The sequence below is a fragment of the Corynebacterium glaucum genome (assembly GCF_030408855.1).
In the GTDB taxonomy this organism is placed as follows: domain Bacteria; phylum Actinomycetota; class Actinomycetes; order Mycobacteriales; family Mycobacteriaceae; genus Corynebacterium; species Corynebacterium glaucum.
The window spans coordinates 675109-701122 of sequence record NZ_CP047358.1; the positions used below are offsets into that span (position 1 = coordinate 675109).

The 26014-nt window shown below is 60.2% G+C and carries 18 protein-coding genes and 3 rRNA genes; 14 read left to right on the top strand and 7 right to left on the bottom strand.

All coding sequences use genetic code 11. The annotated features are described in order from the left end of the window. Window positions 1-15 precede the first annotated feature (15 nt). From CGLAUT_RS03290 to CGLAUT_RS03320, 7 genes are all read left to right on the top strand, one after another. Window positions 16-1005, top strand: coding sequence for an ABC transporter permease (locus CGLAUT_RS03290; protein ID WP_290186276.1), 990 nt, complete (start codon window positions 16-18; stop codon window positions 1003-1005). Next, window positions 998-2029, top strand: coding sequence for an iron chelate uptake ABC transporter family permease subunit (locus CGLAUT_RS03295; RefSeq protein ID WP_290186278.1), 1032 nt, complete (start codon window positions 998-1000; stop codon window positions 2027-2029). Before CGLAUT_RS03290 ends, CGLAUT_RS03295 begins: the two co-directional genes overlap by 8 nt. Further along, the gene (locus tag CGLAUT_RS03300) at window positions 2026-2781 is read left to right on the top strand and encodes an iron ABC transporter ATP-binding protein (protein WP_290186280.1); all 756 of its coding nucleotides are present in this window, start codon (window positions 2026-2028) and stop codon (window positions 2779-2781) included. Before CGLAUT_RS03295 ends, CGLAUT_RS03300 begins: the two co-directional genes overlap by 4 nt. Window positions 2782-3401: 620 nt before the next feature. Next, a 16S ribosomal RNA gene (locus CGLAUT_RS03305) occupies window positions 3402-4913 on the top strand. A 511-nt stretch (window positions 4914-5424) separates the two neighbouring features. Further along, window positions 5425-8502: ribosomal RNA gene (locus CGLAUT_RS03310) — 23S ribosomal RNA — on the top strand. Between the two features lie 135 nt (window positions 8503-8637). Then, window positions 8638-8755, top strand: a 5S ribosomal RNA gene (rrf, locus tag CGLAUT_RS03315). The 16S, 23S and 5S rRNA genes sit together here, the layout of an rRNA operon. A 124-nt stretch (window positions 8756-8879) precedes the next feature. Beyond that, entirely contained in the window at window positions 8880-10004 is a 1125-nt protein-coding gene (locus CGLAUT_RS03320) for an MFS transporter (protein WP_290186282.1), read from the top strand. A gap of 17 nt (window positions 10005-10021) precedes the next feature. Here the strand turns inward: CGLAUT_RS03320 and CGLAUT_RS03325 are convergent, their stop codons facing one another. Together CGLAUT_RS03325 and CGLAUT_RS03330 are read right to left on the bottom strand one after the other, a co-directional pair. Next, the gene (locus CGLAUT_RS03325; protein WP_343898678.1) at window positions 10022-10675 is read right to left on the bottom strand and encodes a DUF3239 domain-containing protein; all 654 of its coding nucleotides are present in this window, start codon (window positions 10673-10675) and stop codon (window positions 10022-10024) included. A 24-nt stretch (window positions 10676-10699) separates the two neighbouring features. Then, window positions 10700-12343, bottom strand: a complete 1644-nt coding sequence (locus tag CGLAUT_RS03330; RefSeq protein WP_290186284.1) for a DNA repair helicase XPB — start codon at window positions 12341-12343, stop codon at window positions 10700-10702. Between the two features lie 173 nt (window positions 12344-12516). On the opposite strand from CGLAUT_RS03330, the gene CGLAUT_RS03335 reads away from it, so the two are divergent. From CGLAUT_RS03335 to CGLAUT_RS03350, 4 genes are all read left to right on the top strand, one after another. After that, window positions 12517-14178 carry a purple acid phosphatase family protein gene (locus tag CGLAUT_RS03335; protein WP_290186285.1) on the top strand — a complete coding sequence of 554 codons (1662 nt, stop codon included), beginning with the start codon at window positions 12517-12519 and terminating at the stop codon, window positions 14176-14178. Between the two features lie 140 nt (window positions 14179-14318). Continuing rightward, a complete protein-coding gene (locus CGLAUT_RS03340; protein ID WP_290186286.1) occupies window positions 14319-15197 on the top strand; it encodes an ABC transporter ATP-binding protein in 879 nt (292 codons plus the stop codon). Next, window positions 15197-16414, top strand: coding sequence for an ABC transporter permease (locus CGLAUT_RS03345; protein ID WP_290186287.1), 1218 nt, complete (start codon window positions 15197-15199; stop codon window positions 16412-16414). Before CGLAUT_RS03340 ends, CGLAUT_RS03345 begins: the two co-directional genes overlap by 1 nt. A gap of 292 nt (window positions 16415-16706) precedes the next feature. Then, a complete protein-coding gene (locus CGLAUT_RS03350; RefSeq protein ID WP_290186288.1) occupies window positions 16707-19520 on the top strand; it encodes an FAD-binding and (Fe-S)-binding domain-containing protein in 2814 nt (937 codons plus the stop codon). Between the two features lie 20 nt (window positions 19521-19540). Here CGLAUT_RS03350 and CGLAUT_RS03355 read toward each other — a convergent pair whose 3' ends face one another. Then, window positions 19541-21604, bottom strand: a complete 2064-nt coding sequence (locus CGLAUT_RS03355) for a helicase-associated domain-containing protein (RefSeq protein WP_290186290.1) — start codon at window positions 21602-21604, stop codon at window positions 19541-19543. 52 nt (window positions 21605-21656) lie between these two features. Here CGLAUT_RS03355 and CGLAUT_RS03360 point away from each other — a divergent pair, with 52 nt between their 5' ends. Next, window positions 21657-21851, top strand: a complete 195-nt coding sequence (locus CGLAUT_RS03360) for a hypothetical protein (RefSeq protein WP_290186292.1) — start codon at window positions 21657-21659, stop codon at window positions 21849-21851. Window positions 21852-21942: 91 nt separating this feature from the next. Here CGLAUT_RS03360 and CGLAUT_RS03365 read toward each other — a convergent pair whose 3' ends face one another. Then, a complete protein-coding gene (locus CGLAUT_RS03365) occupies window positions 21943-22674 on the bottom strand; it encodes a resuscitation-promoting factor Rpf1 domain-containing protein (protein ID WP_290186294.1) in 732 nt (243 codons plus the stop codon). A 374-nt stretch (window positions 22675-23048) separates the two neighbouring features. On the opposite strand from CGLAUT_RS03365, the gene CGLAUT_RS03370 reads away from it, so the two are divergent. Next, the gene (locus CGLAUT_RS03370) at window positions 23049-23432 is read left to right on the top strand and encodes a cold-shock protein (RefSeq protein ID WP_290186296.1); all 384 of its coding nucleotides are present in this window, start codon (window positions 23049-23051) and stop codon (window positions 23430-23432) included. Window positions 23433-23456: 24 nt separating this feature from the next. Here the strand turns inward: CGLAUT_RS03370 and CGLAUT_RS03375 are convergent, their stop codons facing one another. Further along, window positions 23457-23978, bottom strand: coding sequence for a DUF2771 family protein (locus CGLAUT_RS03375; RefSeq protein ID WP_290186298.1), 522 nt, complete (start codon window positions 23976-23978; stop codon window positions 23457-23459). 10 nt (window positions 23979-23988) lie between these two features. Further along, window positions 23989-24783, bottom strand: a complete 795-nt coding sequence (locus CGLAUT_RS03380) for a glutaminyl-peptide cyclotransferase (RefSeq protein WP_290186300.1) — start codon at window positions 24781-24783, stop codon at window positions 23989-23991. 48 nt (window positions 24784-24831) lie between these two features. Here CGLAUT_RS03380 and CGLAUT_RS03385 point away from each other — a divergent pair, with 48 nt between their 5' ends. Next, window positions 24832-25530: a DUF3027 domain-containing protein gene (locus tag CGLAUT_RS03385; protein ID WP_425551700.1), complete on the top strand. Its 699-nt coding sequence runs from the start codon at window positions 24832-24834 to the stop codon at window positions 25528-25530. Window positions 25531-25536: 6 nt separating this feature from the next. Here the strand turns inward: CGLAUT_RS03385 and CGLAUT_RS03390 are convergent, their stop codons facing one another. Continuing rightward, on the bottom strand, window positions 25537-25950 hold the full coding sequence (locus CGLAUT_RS03390) for a VOC family protein (protein ID WP_290186302.1): 414 nt from the start codon (window positions 25948-25950) through the stop codon (window positions 25537-25539). Window positions 25951-26014 lie beyond the last annotated feature (64 nt).

Genomic DNA, 26014 nt, shown 5'->3' on the forward strand with positions numbered 1-26014 from the left:
CCCCGCAAACCTTTGATGACAGCAGCGCCACCGGCACAACACGCTCCGACCACTAGACCCGCCCTCCTTAACTGGAAGTTTGGACTCGCGGCAGTCGCGGTAGTCGCGCTCCTAGTGGCCTCGCTGGCGGTGGGGCAGTACGACATTCTGGGTTCGGACGACGGGTGGGCCATGTTCCGCACCACCCGCGTACCGCGCACGATCGCGCTAGTGCTTGCGGGTGCCGCGATGGCGATGTGCGGGTTGATCATGCAAATGCTGACGCAAAACCGGTTTGTCGAACCGACCACCACCGGAACTACGGAGTGGGCCGGGTTGGGGCTTTTGGCCTCATTTGTGCTGTTTCCCAACGGCACGGTTATGGCACGCATGCTTATGGCCGTCGGGTTCGCGTTCGTCGGCACGATGGTGTTCTTCGCGTTTCTGCGGCGCGTAACCCTGCGCTCCAGCCTCATCGTGCCCATCGTTGGCATCATGCTCGGTGCTGTGGTGAGTTCTATCTCCACCTTCGTTGCGTTGCAGTACGACCTGCTGCAATCGCTCGGCATTTGGTTCGCCGGCTCATTCACCTCGGTGATTGCGGGCCAGTACGAAATCCTCTGGGTGGTGCTGGTGATTGTGATCGCGGTGTTCTTCTACGCTGATCACCTCACCGCTGCCGGCCTCGGAGAGGAAATCGCCACCAACATTGGGCTGAACTACAACCGCATCGTGCTGGTGGGGACGGCGATGGTGGCCGTGGCGGCGGGCGTTGTCACTGTTGTAGTAGGAAACCTGCCGTTTCTCGGCCTGATCGTGCCCAACATCGTGTCCATGGTGCGTGGCGACGACTTGCGTTCGAACCTGCCGTGGGTGTGCCTGCTGGGCATCGCAATTGTGACTATCTGCGACATCCTCGGGCGCACCATCATCGCGCCGTTTGAGATGCCGGTGTCGGTCATCCTCGGTGTCGTCGGCGCTGTCGTGTTCATCGCGCTGATCGTGAGGCAAACACGCAATGGCTAAAACGCTGGAAGCAAGGAAGGATGATCGCTCGGTAGGCGCGTTTGAGTCGTCGACAAGCAAAAGGCGATACTGGCTGCTGCTCGCTTTCCTGGCTGTGCTTGCTGCACTGAGCACTGCTGGCTTGCTCGCATACGGCAACCCAATGGACTTTGGGACGCGTGGGTACTGGCTGATTGCGGAGCGCCGGATGGATTCGGTGATCGCTATGGCGATCGTTGCAGTGTGCCAAGCAGTGGCGACGGTGGCGTTTCAGACGGTGACCAACAACCGGATCTTGACGCCGTCGATCATGGGTTTTGAGTCGCTGTACGTGGCAATTCATACCGCGACCGTGTACTTCTTTGGCACCTCTGGGCTGCTGGCCGCGCGCTCACTGGAGATGTTCCTGCTGCAGATCGCTGTGATGGTGGGATTGAGCCTGCTGCTGTATTCGTGGTTGCTTACGGACAGCGAGGCGAATCTGCACGCGATGCTCTTGGTCGGCATTGTCATCGGCGGGGGGCTGGCAAGCTTGTCCACGTTTATGCAGCGCATGCTCACACCGAGCGACTTCGATATACTCACCGCCCGACTGTTTGGCTCGGTGAACAACGCTGACCCGGCGTATTACCCGCTGGCAATCCCGCTGGTGGTGCTCGCGGTGGTGCTGATGCTGCTGAACGCGCAGCGGTTGAATGTCATGGGGCTTGGTCGCGACGCTGCAGTCAACCTCGGTGTGGACTTTCGCTGGCACGCGATCTACACACTCGTGCTGGTCTCGGTTCTCATGGCGGTTTCGACGGCGCTGGTCGGACCGATGACGTTCCTGGGTTTCCTGGTAGCGACACTGGCGTACCAATTCACGGACACCTACGATCACCGCTACATCTTCCCGATGGCCGCGCTCCTGGGTTTTTGCGTGCTTACCAGCGCATACTTCGTTATGAACCACATCTTTTACGCGCAGGGCGTGGTCTCTATCATCATCGAACTTGTCGGAGGTGCCACGTTCCTCGTGGTCATCTTGAGAAAGGGGCGGCTGTGATTACGCTCGAAGGGGTACAGAAGCAGTACAGCGATGACGTGGCAATTGGCCCGGTCAACGTGCAAATCCCCACCGGGGGCATCACGGCTCTGGTCGGTCCGAACGGCGCAGGCAAGTCAACGCTGCTGACTATGATCGGGCGGCTACTGGCCATCGACGCCGGCACGGTGAAGATCGGCCAGATGGATGTGAGTAGCGCAAAGTCGAAGGATCTGGCCAAAATCATCTCGACCCTGCGCCAGGAGAACCACTTTGTCACCCGGCTAACAGTGCGGCAGCTGGTCGGTTTCGGCCGCTTCCCGTACTCGGGTGGTCGGCTTACCGCCGAAGACGAGGAGATCATCTCGAAGTACATCGACTTCCTCGGGTTGCGGCCCCTGGAGGGGAGGTTTTTAGACCAGCTCTCCGGTGGTCAACGCCAGCGCGCATACGTCGCCATGGTCCTTTGCCAGGAAACGGAGCATGTGCTTCTCGACGAGCCCCTGAACAACCTCGACATCGCGCATAGTGTGGAAATGATGCAGCACTTGCACAACGCTGCCCGCGAGCTAGGCAGGACGATCGTGATTGTGTTGCATGACATCAACTTCGCGGCTCGGTACGCCGACTACATTTGCGCAGCCAAGGATGGGCAGATCGTTGCATTCGGCACGGCAGAGGAGATCATGCGAGACGATCTTCTGACCGAGATCTTCAATACACCGGTAAAGGTGATTGAGGGGCCGAATGGGCCACTTGCAACTTACCACTAGCGGCGTTGAGCAGGCTATTTGCCAAATTTTTCAGAGCGTGGTTAAGTAACTGCCCGTTGCCTTACAGCGCAGATGCTGGTAGGGAACAGAAAACTTCATCACATGGTTACAGCAAAGTGAACTCGTCAAAAACGGGTCATGAACCCGAGATTGACAGAAGATATTCTTCCCTGTAACTTGAGGTGAGCCGCTTACGGAAGCCGGTTGAATCTGGCTGACGGGTGTGCGTGTGTTGTTTGAGAACTCGATAGTGTGCCAATGCATTTTTGTTTGTGAACTTTTGCGTTGTGTGGTGTGTTTGTGGTTGGTGCTTGCTGCCTTGCTGTTTGTGTGGGGTGGTTGGTGTGTGCCGGTCATCATGGCCTTGAACCAATGATTGGGGCTTGTGGTGTGCTGGTGAGACGCTACACAGCATCATGCGTGTGATGGTTTCACGAGTATTTTTTTAAACTGTGTTGTTTGTTGGTTTTTCCTCGTCGGATGCAACAAGCAGACACGGAGTAATTTTTGGATAGCCAGTCCAGCACGGTTTTGTGTTGGGTGGTTTGTTTTGGTTGGGTATTGGGCTTTTCACGGCCTGTTTCTTCTGAAACACGCACTGGGCAGTTATTGTTTGGTGTTTTGTGGAGAGTTTGATCCTGGCTCAGGATGAACGCTGGCGGCGTGCTTAACACATGCAAGTCGAACGGAAAGGCCGAAGCTTGCTTTGGTACTCGAGTGGCGAACGGGTGAGTAACACGTGGGTGATCTGCCCTGCACTTTGGGATAAGCCTGGGAAACTGGGTCTAATACCAGATAGGACCACGGTGTGGTGATCGTGGTGGAAAGTTTTTTCGGTGTGGGATGAGCTCGCGGCCTATCAGCTTGTTGGTGGGGTAATGGCCTACCAAGGCGTCGACGGGTAGCCGGCCTGAGAGGGTGTACGGCCACATTGGGACTGAGATACGGCCCAGACTCCTACGGGAGGCAGCAGTGGGGAATATTGCACAATGGGCGCAAGCCTGATGCAGCGACGCCGCGTGGGGGATGACGGCCTTCGGGTTGTAAACTCCTTTCGCCAAAGACGAATTTTGACGGTATTTGGAGAAGAAGCACCGGCTAACTACGTGCCAGCAGCCGCGGTAATACGTAGGGTGCGAGCGTTGTCCGGAATTACTGGGCGTAAAGAGCTCGTAGGTGGTTTGTCGCGTCGTTTGTGGAATACCGGGGCTTAACTTCGGGGTTGCATACGATACGGGCATAACTTGAGTGCTGTAGGGGAGACTGGAATTCCTGGTGTAGCGGTGAAATGCGCAGATATCAGGAGGAACACCGATGGCGAAGGCAGGTCTCTGGGCAGTAACTGACGCTGAGGAGCGAAAGCATGGGGAGCGAACAGGATTAGATACCCTGGTAGTCCATGCCGTAAACGGTGGGCGCTAGGTGTGAGTCCCTTCCACGGGGTTCGTGCCGTAGCTAACGCATTAAGCGCCCCGCCTGGGGAGTACGGCCGCAAGGCTAAAACTCAAAGGAATTGACGGGGGCCCGCACAAGCGGCGGAGCATGTGGATTAATTCGATGCAACGCGAAGAACCTTACCTGGGCTTGACATACACCAGATCGCCGCAGAGATGTGGTTTCCCTTGTGGTTGGTGTACAGGTGGTGCATGGTTGTCGTCAGCTCGTGTCGTGAGATGTTGGGTTAAGTCCCGCAACGAGCGCAACCCTTGTCTTATGTTGCCAGCATGTTGTGGTGGGGACTCATGAGAGACTGCCGGGGTTAACTCGGAGGAAGGTGGGGATGACGTCAAATCATCATGCCCCTTATGTCCAGGGCTTCACACATGCTACAATGGTCGGTACAACGCGCTTGCGAGCCTGTGAGGGTGAGCGAATCGCTGAAAGCCGGTCGTAGTTCGGATTGGGGTCTGCAACTCGACCCCATGAAGTCGGAGTCGCTAGTAATCGCAGATCAGCAACGCTGCGGTGAATACGTTCCCGGGCCTTGTACACACCGCCCGTCACGTCATGAAAGTTGGTAACACCCGAAGCCAGTGGCCTGTCAAAAGGAGCTGTCGAAGGTGGGATCGGCGATTGGGACGAAGTCGTAACAAGGTAGCCGTACCGGAAGGTGCGGCTGGATCACCTCCTTTCTAAGGAGCAGTACTCATAAGCCCTGCAGTTGTGGGGTGTGTGGTGGTTGAGGTTGCCGTGGGTGCGCCTGCCACTAAATATATTTGCAAAATGTCCGGGTGGTCACATACCGGCGGGTGGCTTCAGAAACGTCGCCCGCGTTGTAAGCAACCCGAATACACCCTGTATGAATGCAATGTTCATGAACACGCGCGTTTGTGTGCGGATGTATTGGCATGCTGTTGGGTGTCTGGAACAGCACACCGTTTGTGTGCACTGTGTGTGCATGGTGTGGTGTTCTTGTGGCCTGCATAGTCCTGGACGCAGCCGGTGGTTGTGTGTGGGGTGTGTGGGTGTGGTGTGTGAGAACTGGAGAGTGGACGCGAGCATGAACCAATCAATTGCCTGGCTCCTTGTGTGGGGTTGGGGTTGGTTGGGTAGTGTTTTTTCTTTCTTTTTTGTGTGTTGCCCGCGCATATCCTGCTGTCACCTTTTGTTGTGGTGGTGGGGTGTGTGTGGGTGTTGTTTAGTGTGTTTTGTTCAAGGGCGTACGGTGGATGCCTTGGCATGCTGGGCCGATGAAGGACGTGTGAGGCTGCGTTATGCCTCGGGGAGTTGCCAACTAAGCGTTGATCCGAGGATGTCCGAATGGGGAAACCCAGCCGTCGTTGTGGGCGGTTACCTGCAGGTGAATGCATAGCCTGTGTGGGGGTTGACGCGGGGAAGTGAAACATCTCAGTACCCGTAGGAGAAGAAAACAAGTGTGATTCCGTGTGTAGTGGCGAGCGATAGCGGATGAGGCTAAACCATGTGTGTGTGAGACCTGGCAGGGGTTGCATGCGTGGGGTTGTGGGGTATGACCGTGGCAGGCTGTCAACTGTCGCATCATGGTGTTGTGTGTTAGCGGAAGTGTCTGGGATGGCACACCGGAGTAGGTGATGAGTCCTGTACGTGAAGGTGCACATGCGTGGTGTGGTTGTCGCCCCGAGTAGCAGCGGGCTCGTGGAATCTGCTGTGAATCTACCGGGACCACCCGGTAAGCCTAAATACTCAGTGTGACCGATAGCGGATGAAGTACCGTGAGGGAATGGTGAAAAGTACCCCGGGAGGGGAGTGAAAGAGTTCCTGAAACCGTGCGCTGACAATCCGTCAGAGCACCTCTTGTGTGTGATGGCGTGCCTTTTGAAGAATGAGCCTGCGAGTTAGCGGCATGTCGCGAGATTAACCAGTTGGTTGGGGAGTCGTAGCGAAAGCGAATCCGAAATGGGTGCCTTTTAGTGGCATGTCCTAGACCCGAAGCGGGGTGATCTACCCATGGCCAGTGTGAAGCAGCTGTAAGAGGTTGTGGAGGCGCGAACCCACTTAGGTTGAAAACTGAGGGGATGAGTTGTGGGTAGGGGTGAAAGGCCAATCAAACTCCGTGATAGCTGGTTCTCCCCGAAATGCATTTAGGTGCAGCGTTGTGTGTGTTTGCCGGAGGTAGAGCTACTGGTTGGTTGAGCGGGACTATCATCTTAGCAATGTCAGCCAAACTCCGAATGCCGGTGAAAATTGAGCACGGCAGTGAGACTGTGGGGGATAAGCTTCATAGTCGAGAGGGAAACAGCCCAGATCGCCGGTTAAGGCCCCTAAGGGTGTACTAAGTGGAAAAGGATGTGGGATCGCGAAGACAGCCAGGAGGTTGGCTTAGAAGCAGCCATCCTTGAAAGAGTGCGTAATAGCTCACTGGTCGAGTGGTTTTGCGCCGACAATTCAGTGGGGCTCAAGTACACCGCCGAAGCCGCGGCAACGTTTTTGCGTTGGGTAGGGGAGCGTCGTGCATGGGGTGAAGCTGTACTGGAAGGGGCAGTGGACTGTGTGCGAGTGAGAATGCAGGCATGAGTAACGAATGGCAAGTGAGAATCTTGCCCGCCGAATGACGAAGGGTTCCTGGGTCAAGTTCGTCTTCCCAGGGTGAGTCGGGTCCTAAGGCGAGGCCGACAGGCGTAGTCGATGGTCAACGGGTTGATATTCCCGTACCCGTGTATCCGCGCCCAGTATCGAAGCGGTGAGACTAACCACCCAGAGCCGTACTGACAGCATCCTTTTGGGTGCCTGTGGTGTGGTGATGCGTGGGGCCTGATCCGTGGTAGGTCAGTGATGGGGTGACGCAGAGTGGTAGCCAAGCCACGTATTTGGATTGTGGTGCAAGCGTGCAGCACGACGGCTTGTCAAATGCGGCCGTTAGAAGGTGTGAGGCGTGATGCGTAGCCCTAGTGGGGTGATGTTGGTGATCCTGTGCTGCCGAGAAAAGCCTCTAGCGATGTGGATAGACGGCCCGTACCCGAAACCGACACAGGTTGTCAGGTAGAGCATACTCAGGCGAGCGGGTGAACTGTGGTTAAGGAACTCGGCAAAATGCCCCCGTAACTTCGGGAGAAGGGGGACCACACCTGGTGCGAAACACATGCGGTTTCAAGCTGGTGGTGGTCGCAGAGAAGAGAGGGGAGCGACTGTTTATCAAAAACACAGGTCCGTGCGAAGACGTGGAAGTTGATGTATACGGACTGACGCCTGCCCGGTGCTGGAAGGTTAAGAGGACCTGTTAGGACTTTTGTCCGAAGCGGAGAATTTAAGCCCCAGTAAACGGCGGTGGTAACTATAACCATCCTAAGGTAGCGAAATTCCTTGTCGGGTAAGTTCCGACCTGCACGAATGGCGTAACGACTCCCCTGCTGTCTCAACCACAGGCCCGGTGAAATTGCACTACGAGTAAAGATGCTCGTTACGCGCGGCAGGACGAAAAGACCCCGGGACCTTCACTACAGCTTGGTATTGGTGTTCGGTGCGGTTTGTGTAGGATAGGTGGGAGACTGTGAAGCGGCTACGCCAGTGGTTGTGGAGTCGTTGTTGAAATACCACTCTGACCGTAGTGGATACCTCAACCTTGGCCCATGATCTGGGTTGGGGACAGTGCCTGGTGGGTAGTTTAACTGGGGCGGTTGCCTCCCAAAATGTAACGGAGGCGCCCAAAGGTTCCCTCAGCCTGGTTGGCAATCAGGTGCAAGAGTGTAAGTGCACAAGGGAGCTTGACTGCGAGACTTACCAGTCGAGCAGGGACGAAAGTCGGGACTAGTGATCCGGCACCTACTTGTGGATGTGGTGTCGCTCAACGGATAAAAGGTACCCCGGGGATAACAGGCTGATCTTCCCCAAGAGTCCATATCGACGGGATGGTTTGGCACCTCGATGTCGGCTCGTCGCATCCTGGGGCTGGAGTAGGTCCCAAGGGTTGGGCTGTTCGCCCATTAAAGCGGCACGCGAGCTGGGTTCAGAACGTCGTGAGACAGTTCGGTCTCTATCCGCCGCGCGCGTTGAAACTTGAAAAAGGCTGTCCCTAGTACGAGAGGACCGGGACGGACGTACCTCTGGTGTGCCAGTTGTTCCGCCAGGAGCAGCGCTGGTTAGCTACGTACGGAAAGGATAACCGCTGAAAGCATCTAAGCGGGAAGCCTGTTTTAAGATGAGGTTTCATAGGTTCCCCAAAGACGATGGGGTTGATAGGCCGGAACTGTACCCACAGTAATGTGGTCAGGCGACCGGTACTAATACACCAAAACCAAAACACCAACACAAACCAGCAGAACAAAACCTGCACCGCAACGCGTCCATTCTCCGGTATCTGACACACCACACCACCCCAACCACCAAAAGGGGACCCCAACCAAGGGGACACAACAGTGTGTGGCCAACAACCACAAATGTGTCGGTAGTTGATAGCGGCGGGGAAACGCCCGGACCCATTCCGAACCCGGAAGCTAAGCCCGCCCGCGCCGATGGTACTGCACCCGGGAGGGTGTGGGAGAGTAGGTTACCGCCGACCCAACAACTTCAGAGACAAGCCAGCAGCCCAGCTTGAACGAAATGTTCATTGCTGGGCTGCTGGCATTGTGTCTGCCTGTACAAACTTCGCTCCTCGCTCATTGCTGGCGGGTATTGTGCCTACCATGCGTGGGCGTGGTCTGCAAGCAAAAATGGTGTACGTCGGTGGGTTTGTTGGCCCCTTTGCGGCGCAGTCAATGATCGCTGTGATTCCAGACATCGGCGCCACATTTGGTAAAACAGTTCAGGAAGCGGCGTTTGCCGTAAGCGCGTACATGATTCCGTTCGCCACGACGATGCTGTTCTCAACGGCACTGGTGCGGAAGCTTCCACCCCACCTGGTGGTGCGTTCGGCGTACGTGGCCACCGCGCTGGGCTCGCTGGTCTGCTTCACTGCCAGTTCCTGGCCGGTGTTCATTACGGGCATCGTTATCATGTCGCTTTCTAACGCGTTCACACTTCCGGTTCTTCAAGTGATCCTGCGAGAGATCATCCCTCCAGATGAGCTCGGCCAAGCCCTTGGCACGTACTTTGCGATGCAATCGCTCGGCAATTGTGCGGCTCCGCTCGTCGCCGGGTTAGCCTCGATCGCGAACTGGCAGTTTATGTACCTCGCGGTCATGGCGATTTCGTTGGCAATGGTGATTGTCGGGGTGCCACCAGTAAACCCCGTGCCGAAGGAACAGACGCGGAGGCGGGCCGCGATCCGCCCAATGATCGTGCATATCCTCACCATCCTGGCGGTAGGTATGGGCATTATCGGAATGGGAGCGGTGCTCACCGTCCACCTCGAAGGGGTCTTCGGGATGCCGGCGTCCTCGCGCGGATTCGTCATTATGGTGGGTGGCTTGGCGGCATTCTTCGTTGCGCGCAAGATCGGAGCGCTTGTCGACGACTACGGGGCACTGCGTATCCTCACCATGACCGCCATCGCCGCGGCTGTGAGCATCGGTGTCATGCCGATTTTGCCTTCGCCGATTGTCATTGCCGTGTTCTGGGCGGTAGCTTTCGTTGCTGCCCAAGGGATGCAAACCACGGTGACTTATTCAGTACTGCGGATGCCTGGGGGAGCGTCCTTCAACTCCACTGTTCTGGCGTTCCGTTTCTTCGGTCTCGCTTTGACCCCGATTCTGATCCTCCCGATCTACTTCAAGTCCCCGGTTGCAGGCTTCGCTCTGCCCGCAGCGTGCTTGCTCGCTGCGTTGGGATTGCAGTGGACGCAACGCCGCCAGTGGCAGCAGCTGACGTAGGCGGGCGGTGGAAAGAGCTACAGAGCGGTCAGCGATTTCTTCGACGCTTCGATGAGGTCGCTGTTCTTGCGCGCGCGTTCGAGGGTGTTCCACTGATCCTGGGGGATGGACTTCCGCGCCTGGGCGATCACGCTTTCATCGGGGGTAGCCCACGCAATCGGCATTGGCGTAATCGTCTGCCAGTGCGCTTTATCGTGGTTGGAGCGCTGAGCACCGACGGCAGTGACTGGCACTTTTGTGCCGATGGCGTCCTTCGTGTTGGGGATCGGTTGCACGACCTGGGAAGTGATGGCCCAGTTTGGCGGTAGCTCGGGATCCACGTTCGCGTTCACGAGAGCAGTCAAGGTGAGCGTCGTGCCGACGTTCTCGGTAATGATTGCCGGGGCGAGCGGATGGGCGTCGTAAAGCTCTTGTGCCTTGCCAACGGAGCGGGGGATGACAAGTGCAACCACCAGCATCATTACTCCGAACAAACCGAGACCGAGGGAGCCGAGTAGGCGCCAGGGTGAGGCTGGATCGACCAGGAACCAGATCAGGACGGCTGCGACCACACTGATGACGAACAGGGCGATGCCGGAGATAACCAGGTTCTTGGTGTTGCGCAGCATCTCGTTGTGCTGTTTTGCGTACGCCTCGTCAACATCGAACTTGAACACCTTCATCGCACTCATGGGTTTGAGTGTATCGGGCGGGTGTTAGAGGTCTGCGGCGTCTACCAGCCTGTAGGCGTAGCCTTGTTCTGCCAGGAAGCGCTGGCGGCGCTGCGCGTACTCCGCATCGAGGGTGTCACGGGAGACGATTGTGTAAAACAACGCCTCCGAGCCGTCCGCTTTCGGGCGCAGCAACCGGCCGAGCCGCTGCGCCTCCTCTTGGCGCGACCCGAACGTGCCGGACACTTGGATACCCACCGCAGCTTCAGGCAGGTCGATCGAAAAGTTCGCCACTTTACTGACGACGAGCGTGGACAACTCCCTGCTGCGAAAGGCAGCGAACGTCTGCTCTCGGGATTTGGTTGTGGAAGAGCCGTCGATAAGCGGGGCCCCAATGTGCGCGGCGATTTCTTCGAGCTGCTCAACGTAGGCACCGATGATGAGGGTCTGCTTGCCCGCGTGCTGGCGGAGGATGTTATCGAGCGCGCTGAGTTTGGATTGGCTGCAGGCGGCGATGCGGTAGCGCTCACGGGTTTCGGCGGTGGCGTAGAGCATGCGCTCTTCGGCGGTGAGAGAGGCGCGGACCTCGACGCATTCGGCGGTGGCGATGAAGCCGGCGGCCTCGAGCTCTTTCCAGGGCGCGTCGTAGCGCTTCGGGCCGATGAGGGAGAAGACGTCGTCTTCGCGGCCGTCCTCGCGCACGAGTGTGGCGGTGAGGCCGAGGCGGCGACGCGATTGGAGGTCCGCGGCCATGCGGAAGACGGGGGCGGGGAGGAGGTGCACTTCGTCGTAGATGATCAGGCCCCAGTCGCGCGAGTCGAATAACTCGAGGGCTTTGTACTCGCCCTTGGTCTTGCGCGTGACCACCTGGTAGGTGGCGATGGTGACGGGGCGGATCTCTTTTCGCTCGCCGGAGTACTCGCCGATCTCGTCGGGTGTGAGCGAGGTGCGGCGCAGCAGCTCGTCACGCCACTGGCGCCCGGCGACGGTGTTTGTCACCAGAATCAGCGTGGTGGTTTGTACCTGCGCCATGGACGCGGCGCCCACGATGGTCTTGCCGGCGCCGCAGGGCAGCACGACAACGCCGGAGCCGCCTTCCCAGAACGACTGCGTGGCGTACTCCTGGTAGTCGCGCAGCTGCCAGTTATCGCCGGCAGTGAGCTCGATCGGGTGGTGCTCCCCATCGACGTAGCCGGCGAGGTCCTCGACCGGCCAGGCGAGTTTGGTCAGCTCCTGCTTGATGCGGCCGCGCTCGGACGGGTGGACGGGTACCGTGACGGCGTCGATTGGGGCACCGGTGAGCGGTTTGATCTTCTTGCTCCGCAATACTTCGGTGAGGATCTCCGGCTCTTCGGCTTCCAGGATCAGCCCGTGCGCGGGGTGCTTCACTAGCTTCAGCCGCCCGTAGCGCGCCATGGTCTCCGCCACATCGATCAGCAGGGACTGCGGCACCGGGAATCGCGAGAAGCGCTCGAGCGTATCGACGGCCTGTTCAGCGTCGAAGCCAGCCGCTCGCGCGTTCCATAGCGCGAGCGGGGTGACGCGGTAGGTGTGCACGTGCTCGGGAGCGCGCTCCAGTTCGGCGAACGGTGCCAGTGCAGCGCGGGCCTCGTCGGCCTTCGGGTGGGCGACCTCGAGGAGCACTGTTTTGTCGGACTGGACGATCAGGGGGCCGTCGCCAAGCGCCATGCATCTGCTCCTTTTCGCTGGTGATTCGCGATGTGAGCTTACGCTGTGGGGGAGCGCTTCCTCGAATCGCGTGAGCTGTTGCAGGGTCCTGGGAACAGGCTTAGCATGGCGTTTAGACAGGCTGAAAAACCGCTGTCATACCGCACACCCCACCTCCCAGGAGTTGCTTCGTCATGCGCACCCGATTCCTCACCGTATCCGTCGCGGCCGCAGTCGCCGTGTCCGGTCTCACCGTCCCTGTTGCTTTCGGCCAGGAGGAGCAGCAGGGCGCTCCGATCACTGCTACGAACGAGTACATCCAGAGCAACTACATCAACACGTTCTCGCTGCCGACGAAGAAGCCGGAGAATGTCATCCTCCAGGCTGGTGCAACCGAGTCTTCCGTGATGCTGAACTGGATCACCGAGGCCGGCGTTGAGGCCCAGAGTGTGCGCATCCGTGAAGCTGGGCAGACGAACGATGCCGCTCGTGTTGTCTCCGCGACTGCCACCCAGGAGACGGTGTCTGTTACCGAGGGTGACCCGCGCAAGATCACCCCGGTGTTGACTGAGGTCACGGCCCACAAGGTCACCGTTGACAACCTCAAGGAGAATACCGAGTACACCTACGCAGTTGGTTCCGAGGCTGACGGCTGGTCTGAGGAGTACACCTTCAACACCGGCACTTACGGCGACAGCTGGAACTTCCTGCACTTTGGTGACGTGCAGGTTTACTCCAACAAGGAAGAGTTCCAGGACCAGGTCGCTGGCTGGAACAACACCGTTGACCAGGCCACCAACAAGTTCCCACAGACGTCCTTCCTGCTTTCCGCAGGCGACCAGGCCAACCACTCCTCGCTGCAGGAGCACGCAGGCTTCATGGCTCCTGATGCGGTGCGTCAGTACCGCACCGTGGTCAACATGGGTAACCACGACCGCTACCACGCGCCCACGTACGAAGCCGTGTACAACCGTCCCAACATTGAGGACGAGAACTACTGGTTCACGTACAACAACGCACTGTTCGTCTCGCTGGACTCCAACGACTGGCAAGACTTCGATGACGACGTTGCGTTCCTGCGCAAGGTGGTCAAGGAGCAAGGCGCTGACAAGGATTGGGTCATTCTGACCTACCACCACGCGACCTTCTCGCAGGCTTACCACCAGGAAGACCGCAGCATCATGTACTGGCGTGAGCGCATGACCCCGGTGTTCTCTGAGCTGGATGTGGATCTGGTCCTAGGCGGCCACGACCACATCTACACCCGTTCCTACCTCATGGACGGCCACAACCCTGTGGATACCGGCCGCGAAGCCAAGATTGGCGAGACCGTGGCAAAGCAGCCGGGTCAGGTGCAGTACGTGACCTCGAACTCTGCGTCGGGCTCGAAGTACTACCAGTTCTTCGACTTCAAGAAGGGCGAGCGTGACGAGGACACCAAGCACGAGTTCGGTCAGACGGTCAACGACAAGACCATTCGCACCTACACGGCGCTGTGGGAGCAGAAAGAAAACCCGAACTACTCCAACGTCGCCGTGACCAAGGACGGTTTGAAGGTGTCCACGTTTGACACCGAAACGGGTGCCACCGTGGATGAATTCACACTGACCCGCGCAGGCGCAGACCAAGCGCAGGACCCGAAGCCGGCCGATCCGAAGCCGCAGGACCCGAAGCAGGACGGCAGTGCTGCGTCCTCCGATAAGAATGCGGATGAAAAGGCAGACAACGGCTCGTCCCGCAATGCCGGCATCGCAATCGGTGTGATCGCAGCAGTTGCTGCAGTACTCGGTGGCGTCTTCTTCGCCGCGCAGCAGAACCTGTTCCCGGCGCTGAACCAGTTCCTGCCGAAGATGTAGCCGGTTCTCCTGCGCACCATTTACCGCACCTGTGGTCACGGCAAGCCCGAGGCCGAAGGTGCGGTTTCGTTTTGTGCATCCACCCTCGCTCTTCCGTCCGCCCTGCCTCCTGTACCTTAATCCCGGAGGAGGTCATACCTATGGCAACAATAGAAATCCGTGATCTGCGCAAACGCTTCGGTGATGTCCAAGCCCTGGACGGCATGAGCTTCAGCGTCGCAGACGGAGAGATCTACGGGTTCGTCGGTTCGAACGGTGCCGGCAAGTCCACCACCATGCGCATTGCGCTCGGCGTTCTCGCGGCAGACTCCGGCGAGGTGCTTCTCGACGGCCGCCCGCTCGACCAGAGTTCCCGCCGCCGGATCGGGTACATGCCCGAAGAACGCGGGCTTTACGGCAAAGAAAAGATTCTCGAACAGTTGGTGTTCCTGGCTAAGCTTCACGGTGTCGACGCCGCCGCCGCCAAGCGGCGGGGAACCGAACTTCTCGAGGAGTTGGGCCTCGCCGAGCGTCAGAACGACAAGCTCGACGACCTTTCACTTGGCAACCAGCAGCGCGTCCAGCTCGCCGCCAGCCTCATCCACGATCCGGACATTCTAATTCTGGACGAGCCGTTCTCCGGCCTCGACCCGGTGGCAGTGGACGTGATGAGCACAATGCTGATCAACCGCGCCCGTGCGGGCGTGCCGGTGATCTTTTCTTCGCACCAGCTGGATCTGGTGCAGCGCCTGTGTGATCGTGTCGGCATCGTGGCGCGAGGCAGCATGGTGGCAGAAGGCACCGTTGCTGAACTTCGCGCCCGCGGCCCGGTTCGTTTCCGGGTCGGCACCTCAGCTACCGGTTGGCTGCCCGAGGGCGCATCGCTTATCGACGGCTCCGCGGACCACGCCATCGTTGAAGCCGCAACCCCCGATGATGACCAGCGCATTCTCCGCGCAGCACTCGACGCCGGTCCAGTCCACGAGTTCACCCGTGTCGTGCCCGACCTCGCCGACCTATTCAAGGAGGTTGTGAAGTAATGCCTGCAAATACCAACGTCGCCGAGACGTATTCACCATTGCAAACGGTGCTCACCACCGCGATGCGGGAGATTCAATTTCTTCTGCGCTCCAAGGGCGTCGGTTTCACGCTCGCGATCACCCTGATTGCCATTGTTGGTCTCACAGGTTTCGGCGCGTGGCAGAAAAACAAGAATGATGACGCAGAAGCACCTGCAATCGCCGCCGTCAACCTTGACAATCAATACCTCACTGACGCCGGTTACGATGGCCGCACAGCAGCCAACCTGGATGATGCGGTGCAACTTGTCCGAGACGGTGACGTCGAAGCTGCAGTTGTGGTCGATGGTTCGCAGTGGCAGGTCATCTCGGACGGGCTTCCATCTTCTGACATCATGACCGGCATCGATGGCCTCGCCGACGCCTACGCGCGCACGGAGGCCCTGACTGAACTCGGGGTGTCACCCGCCGACTACGAGGCCGCCGCGCCACAGATCGATGTCGTTGCAGTGGATGTCGATGAAGCCGCCGGGGAGGATACAGACTCTGAGAGCTCCTTTGCTCGCTTGTTCACCGCGCTGATTGCGTTGTCGGTGGTCGTGCTTTCGGTGATCACCTTCGCCGCGCAGGTGGGTAGCCGCGTCACCGAAGAGAAGTCCTCTCGCGTCATCGAACTGATTTTGGCATCCGTGCGTCCGCTCGATTTCCTTGCCGGCAAGCTGCTCGGCGCATTGGCCTACGGATTCCTTGCCACCGCGTTGCTCATCATCGTGGGCGCGGTCGCCGTGCAGGCAACTGGACTGCTGGAAGGCATCGACTTTGACTGGTCGATTTTCCCGATCTTGTTGGTTGCGTGGCTACTGGGAATGTTGTTCTTCGGTGGGCTCTACGCTGCTGCCGGTGCAATGGTGCAGCGCACGGAGGACCTGCAATCGACACAAATGCCGATCCTGCTGCTTCTCATGGCGAGTGCCTATGTCCCGGCATTCGGATGGTCTGCAACCGGCGCGACGTGGATGCAGGTGATGAGCTGGATCCCACCGTTTTCCATTTTCGCCGCGCCGTTGTCCTACGCGGCCGGAGACTTCACAGCAGCGCAACTGCTTGGGTCGTTCGCGATCGCCACCGCCGTCACCGGAGTAGTGGTGTGGTTCGCCGCGCGGGTGTACCAGCGGACGATTCTTAATAATGGACGCGTGACCAAGTGGTCGGAGGCATTGCAGATCAAGCAAGCGTGACGCGGGTGATCCTGGCAAGGCGATGCGCACGACTCGCTCCGTCGCCTCGTCCCAGGCATCGACCTGTCCGGCGTTCACGGACGGCGGTAGTACTGTCCGGCGTTCACGGACGGCGGTAGTACTGTCCGGCGTTCACGGACGGCGGTAATACTGTCCGCGCGCGGCATGAGTATGTCCGCGGACCCGCTCGATCAGCGAATCGCGATCCTGGTCGTCGTTGTGGCAATGCAGCGGTGGTGGCGTCAATGGGGAAAGCGACTATTCACTCACCCGTGGGGGATAACATAGACCTATGACGGCAACAATTTCCTCCCCGACGGAGCACCTAGCTCGAGAACTCGGCTCTGAACAGGTGCTTTCCACCCGCCCCATCGACCGTATTAAATACGCTCATGACGCTTCTCATTTCCTCTACACCCCGGACGTAGTGGTGGAGGCGCGCAACGCCCACGACGTGGCGGCGGCGTTTCGCGCCTCGGCCGCGTCCGGCGCCCCGGTGGTGTTGCGTGCAGGTGGAACCTCCCTGTCAGGCCAGGCCAGCGGTAGGGGAATGTTGGTGGACGTGCGCAAGCACTTCCGCGGCGTTGAAGTCCTTGACGGCGGTGCGCGGGTTCGCGTTCAGCCTGGCTCCACGGTGCGCCAGGTGAATGCTCACCTCGCTGCCTACGGCCGCAAAATCGGCCCGGACCCAGCTTCCGAGGGCGCGGCGACTATGGGCGGGGTGATCGCCAACAACTCCTCCGGCATGGCATGCGGCACCAAGCTCAACACCTACAACACCATCGAGTCGATGACCTTCGTCCTGCCCTCTGGCACCGTGATTAACACGGCGCACACAGACGCGGAAGCGCAGTTTGGGCGCGAAGAAGCGGAGCTCGTCGCAAAGCTGGAGCAACTGAAGCGCCGGGTGCGTGAGAATCGGGAATCCGTGGAAACCATCGAGCGCCACTTCGCGTTGAAGAACACGATGGGCTACAGCCTGAACGCGTTTTTGGATTATGACTCACCTCTAGATATTTTCATGCACCTGCTGGTCGCATCCGAGGGAACGCTCGCATTCATTGCCGAGGCCGTGCTTCGGACCGTTGAGGTGCCGAAGTTGAAGACCACCACGATCGCCGTCTACCCCACGCTGGAAGCGGCGACGCGCTCACTGCCTGCGCTGTTCGATTCCCAGGCGGCAACGCTGGAGTTGATGGATTCACGCTCCATCAAAGTTGGCCGCACCTTCGACTCGGTTCCGGAACAGATCACAGGTTTTGAGCTCTCCGGTCAGGCAGCACTCCTCATCGAATACCACGCCAACGAAGTCGAACAGCTGCGCGAGTTCGAGCAGGCTGGAGGAAAGTTGCTTGAAGAATTTGAGCTGCAAACTTCGGCCGCCTTCACCACCAACGCTGCCGAGGCGGCCAAGGCATGGGCCTTCCGCAAGGGGCTCTACGCCCAGGTCGCAGAAGCGCGTCCCTCCGGAACCACCGCTCTACTCGAAGACATCGCGGTGCCAGTTGGAGACCTCGCTGACACGTGCGGCAGTTTGCAGCAGCTGTTCGATGCTTACGGTTACGACGATGCCGTCATCTTCGGCCACGCCAAGGACGGCAACATTCACTTCCTCATCACCGACCGCTTCGAAGGCGAGGAGAACCTCACTCGCTACGACGGATTCAACGAGGACATGGTGGATCTCGTGCTCAGCGCCGGCGGCAACCTTAAGGCTGAACACGGCACCGGGCGCGTGATGGCACCCTATGTGCGCCGCCAGTACGGAGATGAGCTTTACAACGTCATGGTGGAGCTCAAGCGTGCGGCCGACCCGCGCGGGGTGATGAACCCGGGCGTGATCATCACCGACGATGAGCGCGAACACATGAAGAACTTCAAGCTCAATCCGCAGGTGGAAGACGAGATTGACCCGTGCGTAGAGTGTGGCTATTGCGAGCCGGTGTGCCCCTCGAAAGACTTGACAATGACGCCGCGCCAGCGCATTGTGGTGCGCCGCGCCCGCGCGAAGGCCGTGGCGGAGGGTGACACGGCGCTAGTAAAGGCGATCGATGCCGATTACCAGTACCAAGGCATCGAAACCTGCGCCGTGGATTCACTGTGCGTGACCGCGTGCCCGGTGGGCATTGACACGGGCAAGTTTGTCAAGCAACTGCGCGGGGAGCAGGCCGGGGTGATGCTGAGCTCCGGCTGGGGTGCGGCCGCGAAGGGCTGGGGTCCACTCAACACAGCGGCTTCTACGGCGCTGACCGGTGCCTATTACCTGCCCACCGGCTTGGTGCAGAAGGTCACCGACGTTGCCCGCGCGCTGATCAGCACCGATGTGGTGCCGCAGTATCAGTCGGAGCTGTCGAAGGGCGGGCAGCGTCGCTCGAAGCTGGGCCAGGTAGTCGGCGACCGCTTCGCAGCGCCGAGCGCGGTTTTCGTCCCAGCTTGCGTTAACGCCATGTTCGGCCCACAGTCCTCCGCGGGTGTCGGTGCCACCGAGGCGTTCGTGCGCCTTGCCAAGCGGGCGGGTATTGCCCTCATCGTCCCGGATGAGATAGACGAGCTGTGCTGCGGGACGCCGTGGACCTCGAAAGGCATGCACGCCGGCCACGATGTGATGGAGGAGCGGGTGCGCCGCGTGCTTGGCAGCGCCACAGGCGGTGGGCGCCTGCCCGTTGTTGTTGACGCTGCCAGCTGCACCCACGGTATGGCTGAGATGGTCGAACACCTGGGTATAGAGGTGATCGACGCGGTGACGTTTATCGCGCGCCATCTCGATGCCCTGCCAGAAGCCAAGAAAGTCGACTCGATCACGCTGCACCCGACCTGCTCGACAACGCACTTAGGCATCCAAAAAGACCTCGAGACCGTCGCGGCGGCTGCTGCGAAAGAGGTGCACGTACCGGTGGACTGGGGCTGCTGCGGATACGCGGGCGATCGTGGCATGTTGCATTCGGAGCTGACCGCTTCCGCTACCACGCGCGAGGCCCGGGAGGCGAAGCAGCTCGGCGCCGAGGTGCACGCGAGCTGCAACCGTACCTGTGAGCTGGGGCTAACCCGCGCTACCGGCGCAGACTACGTGCACGTGCTTGAAGTATTAGAAGCTGCAACCCGGTGACAACCCGGTGACGCTGCGGATCAAGCGAGTATGACGCGCGTGATCCTGGGCAAGGCGATGCGCACCACTCGCTCCGTCGCCTCGTCTAAGGCATCGACCTGGCCGGCGTTCACGGACAGCGGGAGTACTGTCAGCGTGCGACCCCGTCCGCTCTTATCCACGTAACCGAGTGTGACGTGACGCCGGCCCCGGGCAGCCGCACGCAAGGTCTCCAGCGTGTCGCTTTGCTCCGCGGGGGTGGTTTCTTCAGTGTCACCGGACCGAAGGGTTTCAATGATGCGTTCCCGGTGCGCCGGATCGATGGCGCGCGGGCGAGGGAGCATGGATGGGGTGGCTGGCACAAGCGACGGTTCGGGTGCCACGTTGATCTCGATGCCGTGAGCGTCTTCTGCAATCGGTTGCAGGCCCGCGTCTCTCAGCTCAGTGATCAGCTGCGCCAGCGGCAACTCCGAGATGGCAACGGTCGGGGCGAGGACCCGCAGGCCGCATTGTTGCGCCGCGGTCGCGATCAACGATTCGTCGTCGCTGCGCACATAACTCAGCGCGCTTCCCGCACGGATCGAGCCGTGCGTGCGCGCGACATCGTCGATCAGGAAGCTGATGCTCTGCGGAACGTCGCCCAACACGTGCTCAGCCAACCAGTCATGGATCTGCGAGCTGGTCAGTCCACTATCAAAAGCATTGCGTATCGACGCCTCGGTCACCCGCCATACACTTGCCAGTCCCGGGGATTCCAGTTGGGCGATTCGCTCAACAAAGCGCGCCGCCCGAGGGTTGAGGGGGCCAGGCGCGAGCACAGTCATATCTGCCTGAGCGATTACGTATCCGACCTCGTCCGGGACCAGGTCCTTGGTGGCGGCCGCAATGTCGCGGCCATCAAGCACAGCAACAGCCGGGGATGACGACACGTGCTGGGCGAGCGCACCGACTGCCTGTCCCTCGGCGACCACCGCGTTGATGAGTGCGTCCCGCATGCCCGATGCTGCGAGCGGGGCGTGGAACAGCAACTGCTGCATGTCCCCGCCGTGGCGCAGGATCGTGGCCCGGGCATGGCGCAGCTCGGGAACGTGGCTTTCCGCAGAGAGGAGCTTGTGGCCGGTGTCGATGCGCCACGGTGTAGCGACCCAGCCCGCAAGCAGCACAGCCCACTGATCCGACAGCGTGGCATCGAGCCAGCTGAGAGCGTCTCGGGTGGCGGCGAGGACGTCTGTATCGTCGGCGTTGCCACGACCGATCACACCGGCTGCTTCGCCGATTGTGATCAGCAACGAAGGGTCGAAGCCGAGATCCTTCTCCAGGTTCGCAAGGGCGCGCACCCCGACCGTGCCGTCTTTGTTCAGCGCAACCGGGTGCGCCAAGAGCGCGGTAATGAGCTGCCGCATCTGGCGCACGGCTTCCAAGCCCCGGCTCGCAGCCATTTCGTCGACGGCCGCAAGATCTACGTCAGGCAACGCGGGCGGCTCGGTGGGGAAGATGCGTGGGCGGTGGCCAGCGATCGCGTCGCGGACGGGCCGGGGGAGTCGCACGGTGCTGGAATTGGCTCGTACGAGAAGCCCGGCGGTAATGAGGCGCGCGACGGGCGTGTTCGGGTTGGCGTCGGCCGCTGCGGATTTGGTGGTGCCAACGCCACCGGCGTTCGCAAGCGTTTCTAGTACTTGGCGCTCTCGCGCGGGGAGTGCGGCCAACCGTGCTTCAAAGTCATCCGGGGCGGTGTCGCTGATTCTCCACCCCGGAGGCAACGCGGAGAGGGTTCCCGGCGCGATGCGGACGGCGGTGTCCGGTCCGTACACCAATGCGCGCTCGCGCAGGCGGGTAAGGGCGCCAGGCGGAATGACAGGTCGCTCGGCGTTGGACGCGTCTACCGGATCCAGCTCAGCACCCGCATCAGCAAGGCGCTCCAGCGTCCGCAGGTCGGAAGCGTTGAGGGAGCGCAGTGCCAGTGCAACCGACCCCGGCAAAGCGAGGCGGGTTGCCAGGGACCCGAGAGAGGGTGGGGTGGGGAGGAAAGCGTCTGGGCGTGCGTCGATAAGCAAACGGAGCTCTTCCTCTGTGAGCTCTGTGAGTGCTTGGGTGAACGTAGACATTTCGCGATCATGTTACGTGCGTTTTGCCTGCGAACGTGAAACAATGAGGGGCATGGCAAAAGAAGCAGAGAAGATCGGTCGCGCGAATCCGGCGTGGCCCGCGCACACCCCTGGTAACGGCCACCCTGTGACCGAGATTTCCTCCAAGCTCACTGGTGCGAACAGCCCGTTTGGCAACGAACTGGTGCTGCCGATGCCGGCGGAGCAGACTGGCTACGTGCACACCGCGACGCGCATTAACAAGTAGCCGCAGAAAACCAGCTGCGGCGCTCGCGTCAAAGGCAAAACACCGGCTTCCCACTTGGTGGGGAACCGGTGTTTTACGTTTGCGCAACTGCTTATGCCTGGACGCCGCGTGCCTTGGCGGCGTAGCGACCTGCCTCAGCGACCACAGCCTGGGTGTTGCCCGTAAGAACTGCCTCGATCAGGGTCTGGTTCGCCTTGTAGAACGCGCCGTAGTCGTAGCGGTTCGCTGCGTAGGTGTCCTGCACGAACTGCGGGACTGCGATGCCGGAGCGCTGCAGTGCGGCGGTGAGTTCACCGTAGAGCACGTCGACGGCCTGTGCTGCTGCCTCGCGCGGATCGATCGGAGCCTCAGCTTCAGAGGACTCTGCGGGTGCGGAGTATTCTGCCGGTACCGACGACTCGGCCGGAGCGGAGGACTCGATCGGGGCCGAAGCACTGGCAGCCTGGTGGTCGCGGTTGGTCGGTGCGGAGTTCAGGCCCAGGCGAGCGGAGCACGCCGGCCATGCGCCCCAGCCCTGGGCGGCCAGGGTGCGCTCAGCAACGATGATCTGCTGCTCGCGGGTTGCCTGGTGAGCGTACGGAGCGAACTCGCCGCCGCCGTATGCGCGCCAGGTGGAAGCGGAGAACTGCAGGCCGCCGTAGTAGCCGTTACCGGTGTTGATGTTCCAGTTGCCGCCAGCCTCGCACTGTGCCAGGCGGTCCCAGTCGGAATCCGGAGCGGCCGCTGCCTGCGGAGCCATGATGCCGGCCATCGCAGCGGTCGCTGCGACGCCTGCGAACGTCTTCTTGGTCATCGAAGTGGTCTGCTTGGAGTGGCGTCCCATCGAAAGTTCCTCTCGTGTTCACCGCCTCCGCATCGCACACGGTGTGTGTGAAGCGTTCCTTCCCAGTGAAGTCGGTTGCTGTCAAGTCCTCTTGCTGCTCACGGCGACGGGGCTGGGAAGGATGAAGCGTGCACCCGTTGCCGCATTGCGGGACAGCCTAACGGTTTATAACGATTGAGTCACGTACCGAGCACAAAATAGGTGAACAATGTCCGTTTGGCCTCGGCCTGGTCCTGCGATTTACAGGCATTTCTCCAGGTAAATGACCAGAAATGCCGGTCTGGTGATCTGCGTCACAATCTCAAGCTTTAGGGGGCTGCAAAAGTGCGATAGTAGACTTCAACATTTCTAGATTTTGCACAGGAGGTTTGGCCATGCCTATTGGAAAGGTGAAGTGGTACGACGCGGAGAAGGGATTCGGTTTCGCGTCGAATCCAGGTGAAGAGGATGTCTTCATCGGAAAAAACGTGTTGCCCGACGGCGTCGACGAGCTGGTTGCCGGCCAGCGCGTCGAGTTCGACTTCGCGGCCGGTCGCCGTGGCCCGCAGGCGCTGCGCGTCAAGGTGCTCGACACTCCGAAGCGCAGGCCCACGCACCAACGCAAGCCGGAGGAGTTGGGCAGCATGCTCGCCGATGTCATGACGATGATCGAAACTCAGATCCAGCCGGCGCTCACCGCGGGTCGCTACCCAGACCGCAAGGAGTCACGCCAGGTCGCCGAAATCTTGCGCGCCGTGGCCAAGGAGCTCGACGCTTAACGACGGCTTGCGTTCGGCGACGTTCTATTCGAACCCGACCGACCACGTGGCGATGACGGGAATCTCTTCTCCCGCATCGTTCACATCCACTCCCAGGGCGGAAACCTCGCCCACCACCAGCCGCGCCCCGGATTCGGTGACGGCGTCGGCGGTGTAGTGCGATGCCTCGCCCGAGGTGAAGACGACCTCATTATTCGCAGCCGGATCGTCGTAAATTAACAGCAGCCGCCAGCTTAAGGCAGCGACCTCTTCGGGCACCTTGAAAGCGACTTCGTTTGCGTCCAGCGCCATGGTTGGGGGCGTGTCGCCAGCGCACTCGTCGTCCAACTCGCAGACCGTGTACGGCTCGATCTCGCGCGTCTCACCAGCCGACGTGACCTCGACTCGGAGGTCACTCGCCGGCGTGTCCGGGCGGGCACTTTGCCACTCCATGAACATGTACACGGCAGCGACCAGCACAAGGGCCGCCGTCGCGATGAGCGCGATTTGGTTCCAGTGCTGAGTCTTTTTGCCCGCTGCGCGCTTGGTGCGCTTGGTGTCAGCCATGGTGAGAAGTCTAGCGAGGCGCGAATCTTACGCGGTACATGTCCGGCCACCGCTTGCCGGCCAGGTAGAACTCGTCAGTGCCCGGAATATGCGCGATCCCGTTGAGCACGTTGTTTGGGTCGACGACAGCGTTATTTGGTACATCGGAGGCGTCGATGACAGCAGTGACTTTTCCCGTGTCGGCGTTGATGCGCACGATGTCTGTGGTGGTGAAGATGTTGGCGTACACCTCATCGCCGACGCATTCGAGCTCGTTGAGATCAGTCACTGGCTTCCCGTCGAGCTCAACGGTGATGCGTTCGCGCACCTCGAAGGTGCTGGGGTCCATGCGGCGGAGTTCTGCGCTGCCGTCGGAAAAGATCACCTCATCGGCGTCCTCGCGGTAACAGATACCCCAGCCTTCGCCTTCGTACGCGACCCGCTCGAGCTCTTCGAGCGTTTCAGCATCGCGGCGCATGGCGACACCTGCTTGCCAAGTCAGTTGCCACAGTGAATCGTCGACAAGCGTGATGCCCTCCCCGAAGAACTCCGGGTCGATGTCTTTGGAGACGAGCTCTGTGCCGTCGAGTGTGCGGCGGTAGATCCGTGACTCGCCGCGCTGGCCGGTGCCGACGTAGAGCGTCCCGTCAGGTGCGACCTCGAGGCCTTGGGTGAAACTCTCATCGTCGAAGTCGTAGCGTTCTTGCACTACCGCGGTCAGTTTCTCGGGGGAATCGGGCCCACTGTCGATGCTGCATCCGCCGGCGGCGAGCGCGGTGGCGGCTGTGGACGCGGCGAAGATGCGACGCAGAAGACGGTGAGCCATGCCCACCATCTTGCACTACCGAGAAGGTGGGCAACGCATAATAGGAGGGTGTCTGATCCGAAGAAGCGTTCACGCAACCGCTCGCGCCGTCGGCCCGCGGCGCAGTCGACCCTGCTCACTCCGGAGGCCGTAGCCGTCGCGCTCGAGAGCCTGGAAGAGGTTGCCGACGAACACGAAATCGGCGAGCACGTCGGAGTAACAGGACTGAGCGCCAACGTGGCTACCCACCGCTTCGAGGCGACCGTGCCGGGGTACGCCGGCTGGGAGTGGAACGTGGTCGTGGCCTGTGCGACCGGCTCTGACGTGGTGACCATCAACGAGGTCGCGCTCGTGCCCGCCAACGGCGCGCTTGAAGCGCCGGACTGGGTGCCGTACTCCGAGCGTGTCTTGCCTGGCGACCTTGGCCCCGGCGACATCATGGAGCTTGCTCCGGGTGACCCGCGAGTGACGGAGGATTCGTTCTCCCGCCACGCAATTACCTTCCCTGGCCGCGAGACCAAGCGCTACCTCACGGAGCAGGGGTTGACCGATGCGGAGAAGCGCTGGCGCACAGGAGAATACGGCCCGAACAGTGAGTTCGCGGAAAAGGCTACGCTGCACTGTCGCAGCTGCGCGTTCTACTTACCGATGGGTGAGCCAGTGGGCGACAACTTCGGGGTGTGCACCAACGAGTTCTCCGCCGACGGTCACGTCGTGGCGGCGTCGTACGGGTGCGGTGCGCACTCGGATGTCACGGTCGCGGACTAGCTCCGGCTACTTGGCCGAGTCGGCGTACGCAGCCTGAAACTCCTGGCTCGGATCGATGGGTTCAATTACGTCTATTAGCACGTTATCTGGCCCAATCAGGATGAAGTGGCGCTGCCCAAACGCTTCATCACGAAGCTCGAGGGCGGTGTCCAAACCTCGGGTCGCGACAAGGTCTGTGTAAACCGCGTCAACATCATCGACCTCGATGTTGAAGAGGATCCCTGCAGGTGCGCTCGAGTAACCGGTTGGGATCGTCTCGTGGTGCTGGTCAAGGATGGCCAGCTCAAAATCATCGTGGCGAAGACTCACGTACCAATCGGAGCTGAATGTGGGTTCGAAGTTGAAGTAGTCGACGTAAAACTTTGCGGCGTAGGCAACATCGCTCGACATCAGGACAGGGTAGGTGCTTGTAATAGCCACGGAAACTCCTTAACGTACAGACTGTATGTATCGAGTTCGACTATACATACAGCGTGTATGTAAG

Coding starts and splice junctions, on each gene's coding strand:
- CGLAUT_RS03290 (WP_290186276.1), top strand. CDS start 16: ATGACAGCAGCGCCACCGGCACAACACGCTCCGACCACTAGACCCGCC.
- CGLAUT_RS03295 (WP_290186278.1), top strand. CDS start 998: ATGGCTAAAACGCTGGAAGCAAGGAAGGATGATCGCTCGGTAGGCGCG.
- CGLAUT_RS03320 (WP_290186282.1), top strand. CDS start 8,880: ATGCGTGGGCGTGGTCTGCAAGCAAAAATGGTGTACGTCGGTGGGTTT.
- CGLAUT_RS03325 (WP_343898678.1), bottom strand. CDS start 10,675: ATGAGTGCGATGAAGGTGTTCAAGTTCGATGTTGACGAGGCGTACGCA.
- CGLAUT_RS03330 (WP_290186284.1), bottom strand. CDS start 12,343: ATGGCGCTTGGCGACGGCCCCCTGATCGTCCAGTCCGACAAAACAGTG.
- CGLAUT_RS03335 (WP_290186285.1), top strand. CDS start 12,517: ATGCGCACCCGATTCCTCACCGTATCCGTCGCGGCCGCAGTCGCCGTG.
- CGLAUT_RS03340 (WP_290186286.1), top strand. CDS start 14,319: ATGGCAACAATAGAAATCCGTGATCTGCGCAAACGCTTCGGTGATGTC.
- CGLAUT_RS03345 (WP_290186287.1), top strand. CDS start 15,197: ATGCCTGCAAATACCAACGTCGCCGAGACGTATTCACCATTGCAAACG.
- CGLAUT_RS03350 (WP_290186288.1), top strand. CDS start 16,707: ATGACGGCAACAATTTCCTCCCCGACGGAGCACCTAGCTCGAGAACTC.
- CGLAUT_RS03355 (WP_290186290.1), bottom strand. CDS start 21,604: ATGTCTACGTTCACCCAAGCACTCACAGAGCTCACAGAGGAAGAGCTC.
- CGLAUT_RS03360 (WP_290186292.1), top strand. CDS start 21,657: ATGGCAAAAGAAGCAGAGAAGATCGGTCGCGCGAATCCGGCGTGGCCC.
- CGLAUT_RS03365 (WP_290186294.1), bottom strand. CDS start 22,674: ATGGGACGCCACTCCAAGCAGACCACTTCGATGACCAAGAAGACGTTC.
- CGLAUT_RS03370 (WP_290186296.1), top strand. CDS start 23,049: ATGCCTATTGGAAAGGTGAAGTGGTACGACGCGGAGAAGGGATTCGGT.
- CGLAUT_RS03375 (WP_290186298.1), bottom strand. CDS start 23,978: ATGGCTGACACCAAGCGCACCAAGCGCGCAGCGGGCAAAAAGACTCAG.
- CGLAUT_RS03380 (WP_290186300.1), bottom strand. CDS start 24,783: ATGGCTCACCGTCTTCTGCGTCGCATCTTCGCCGCGTCCACAGCCGCC.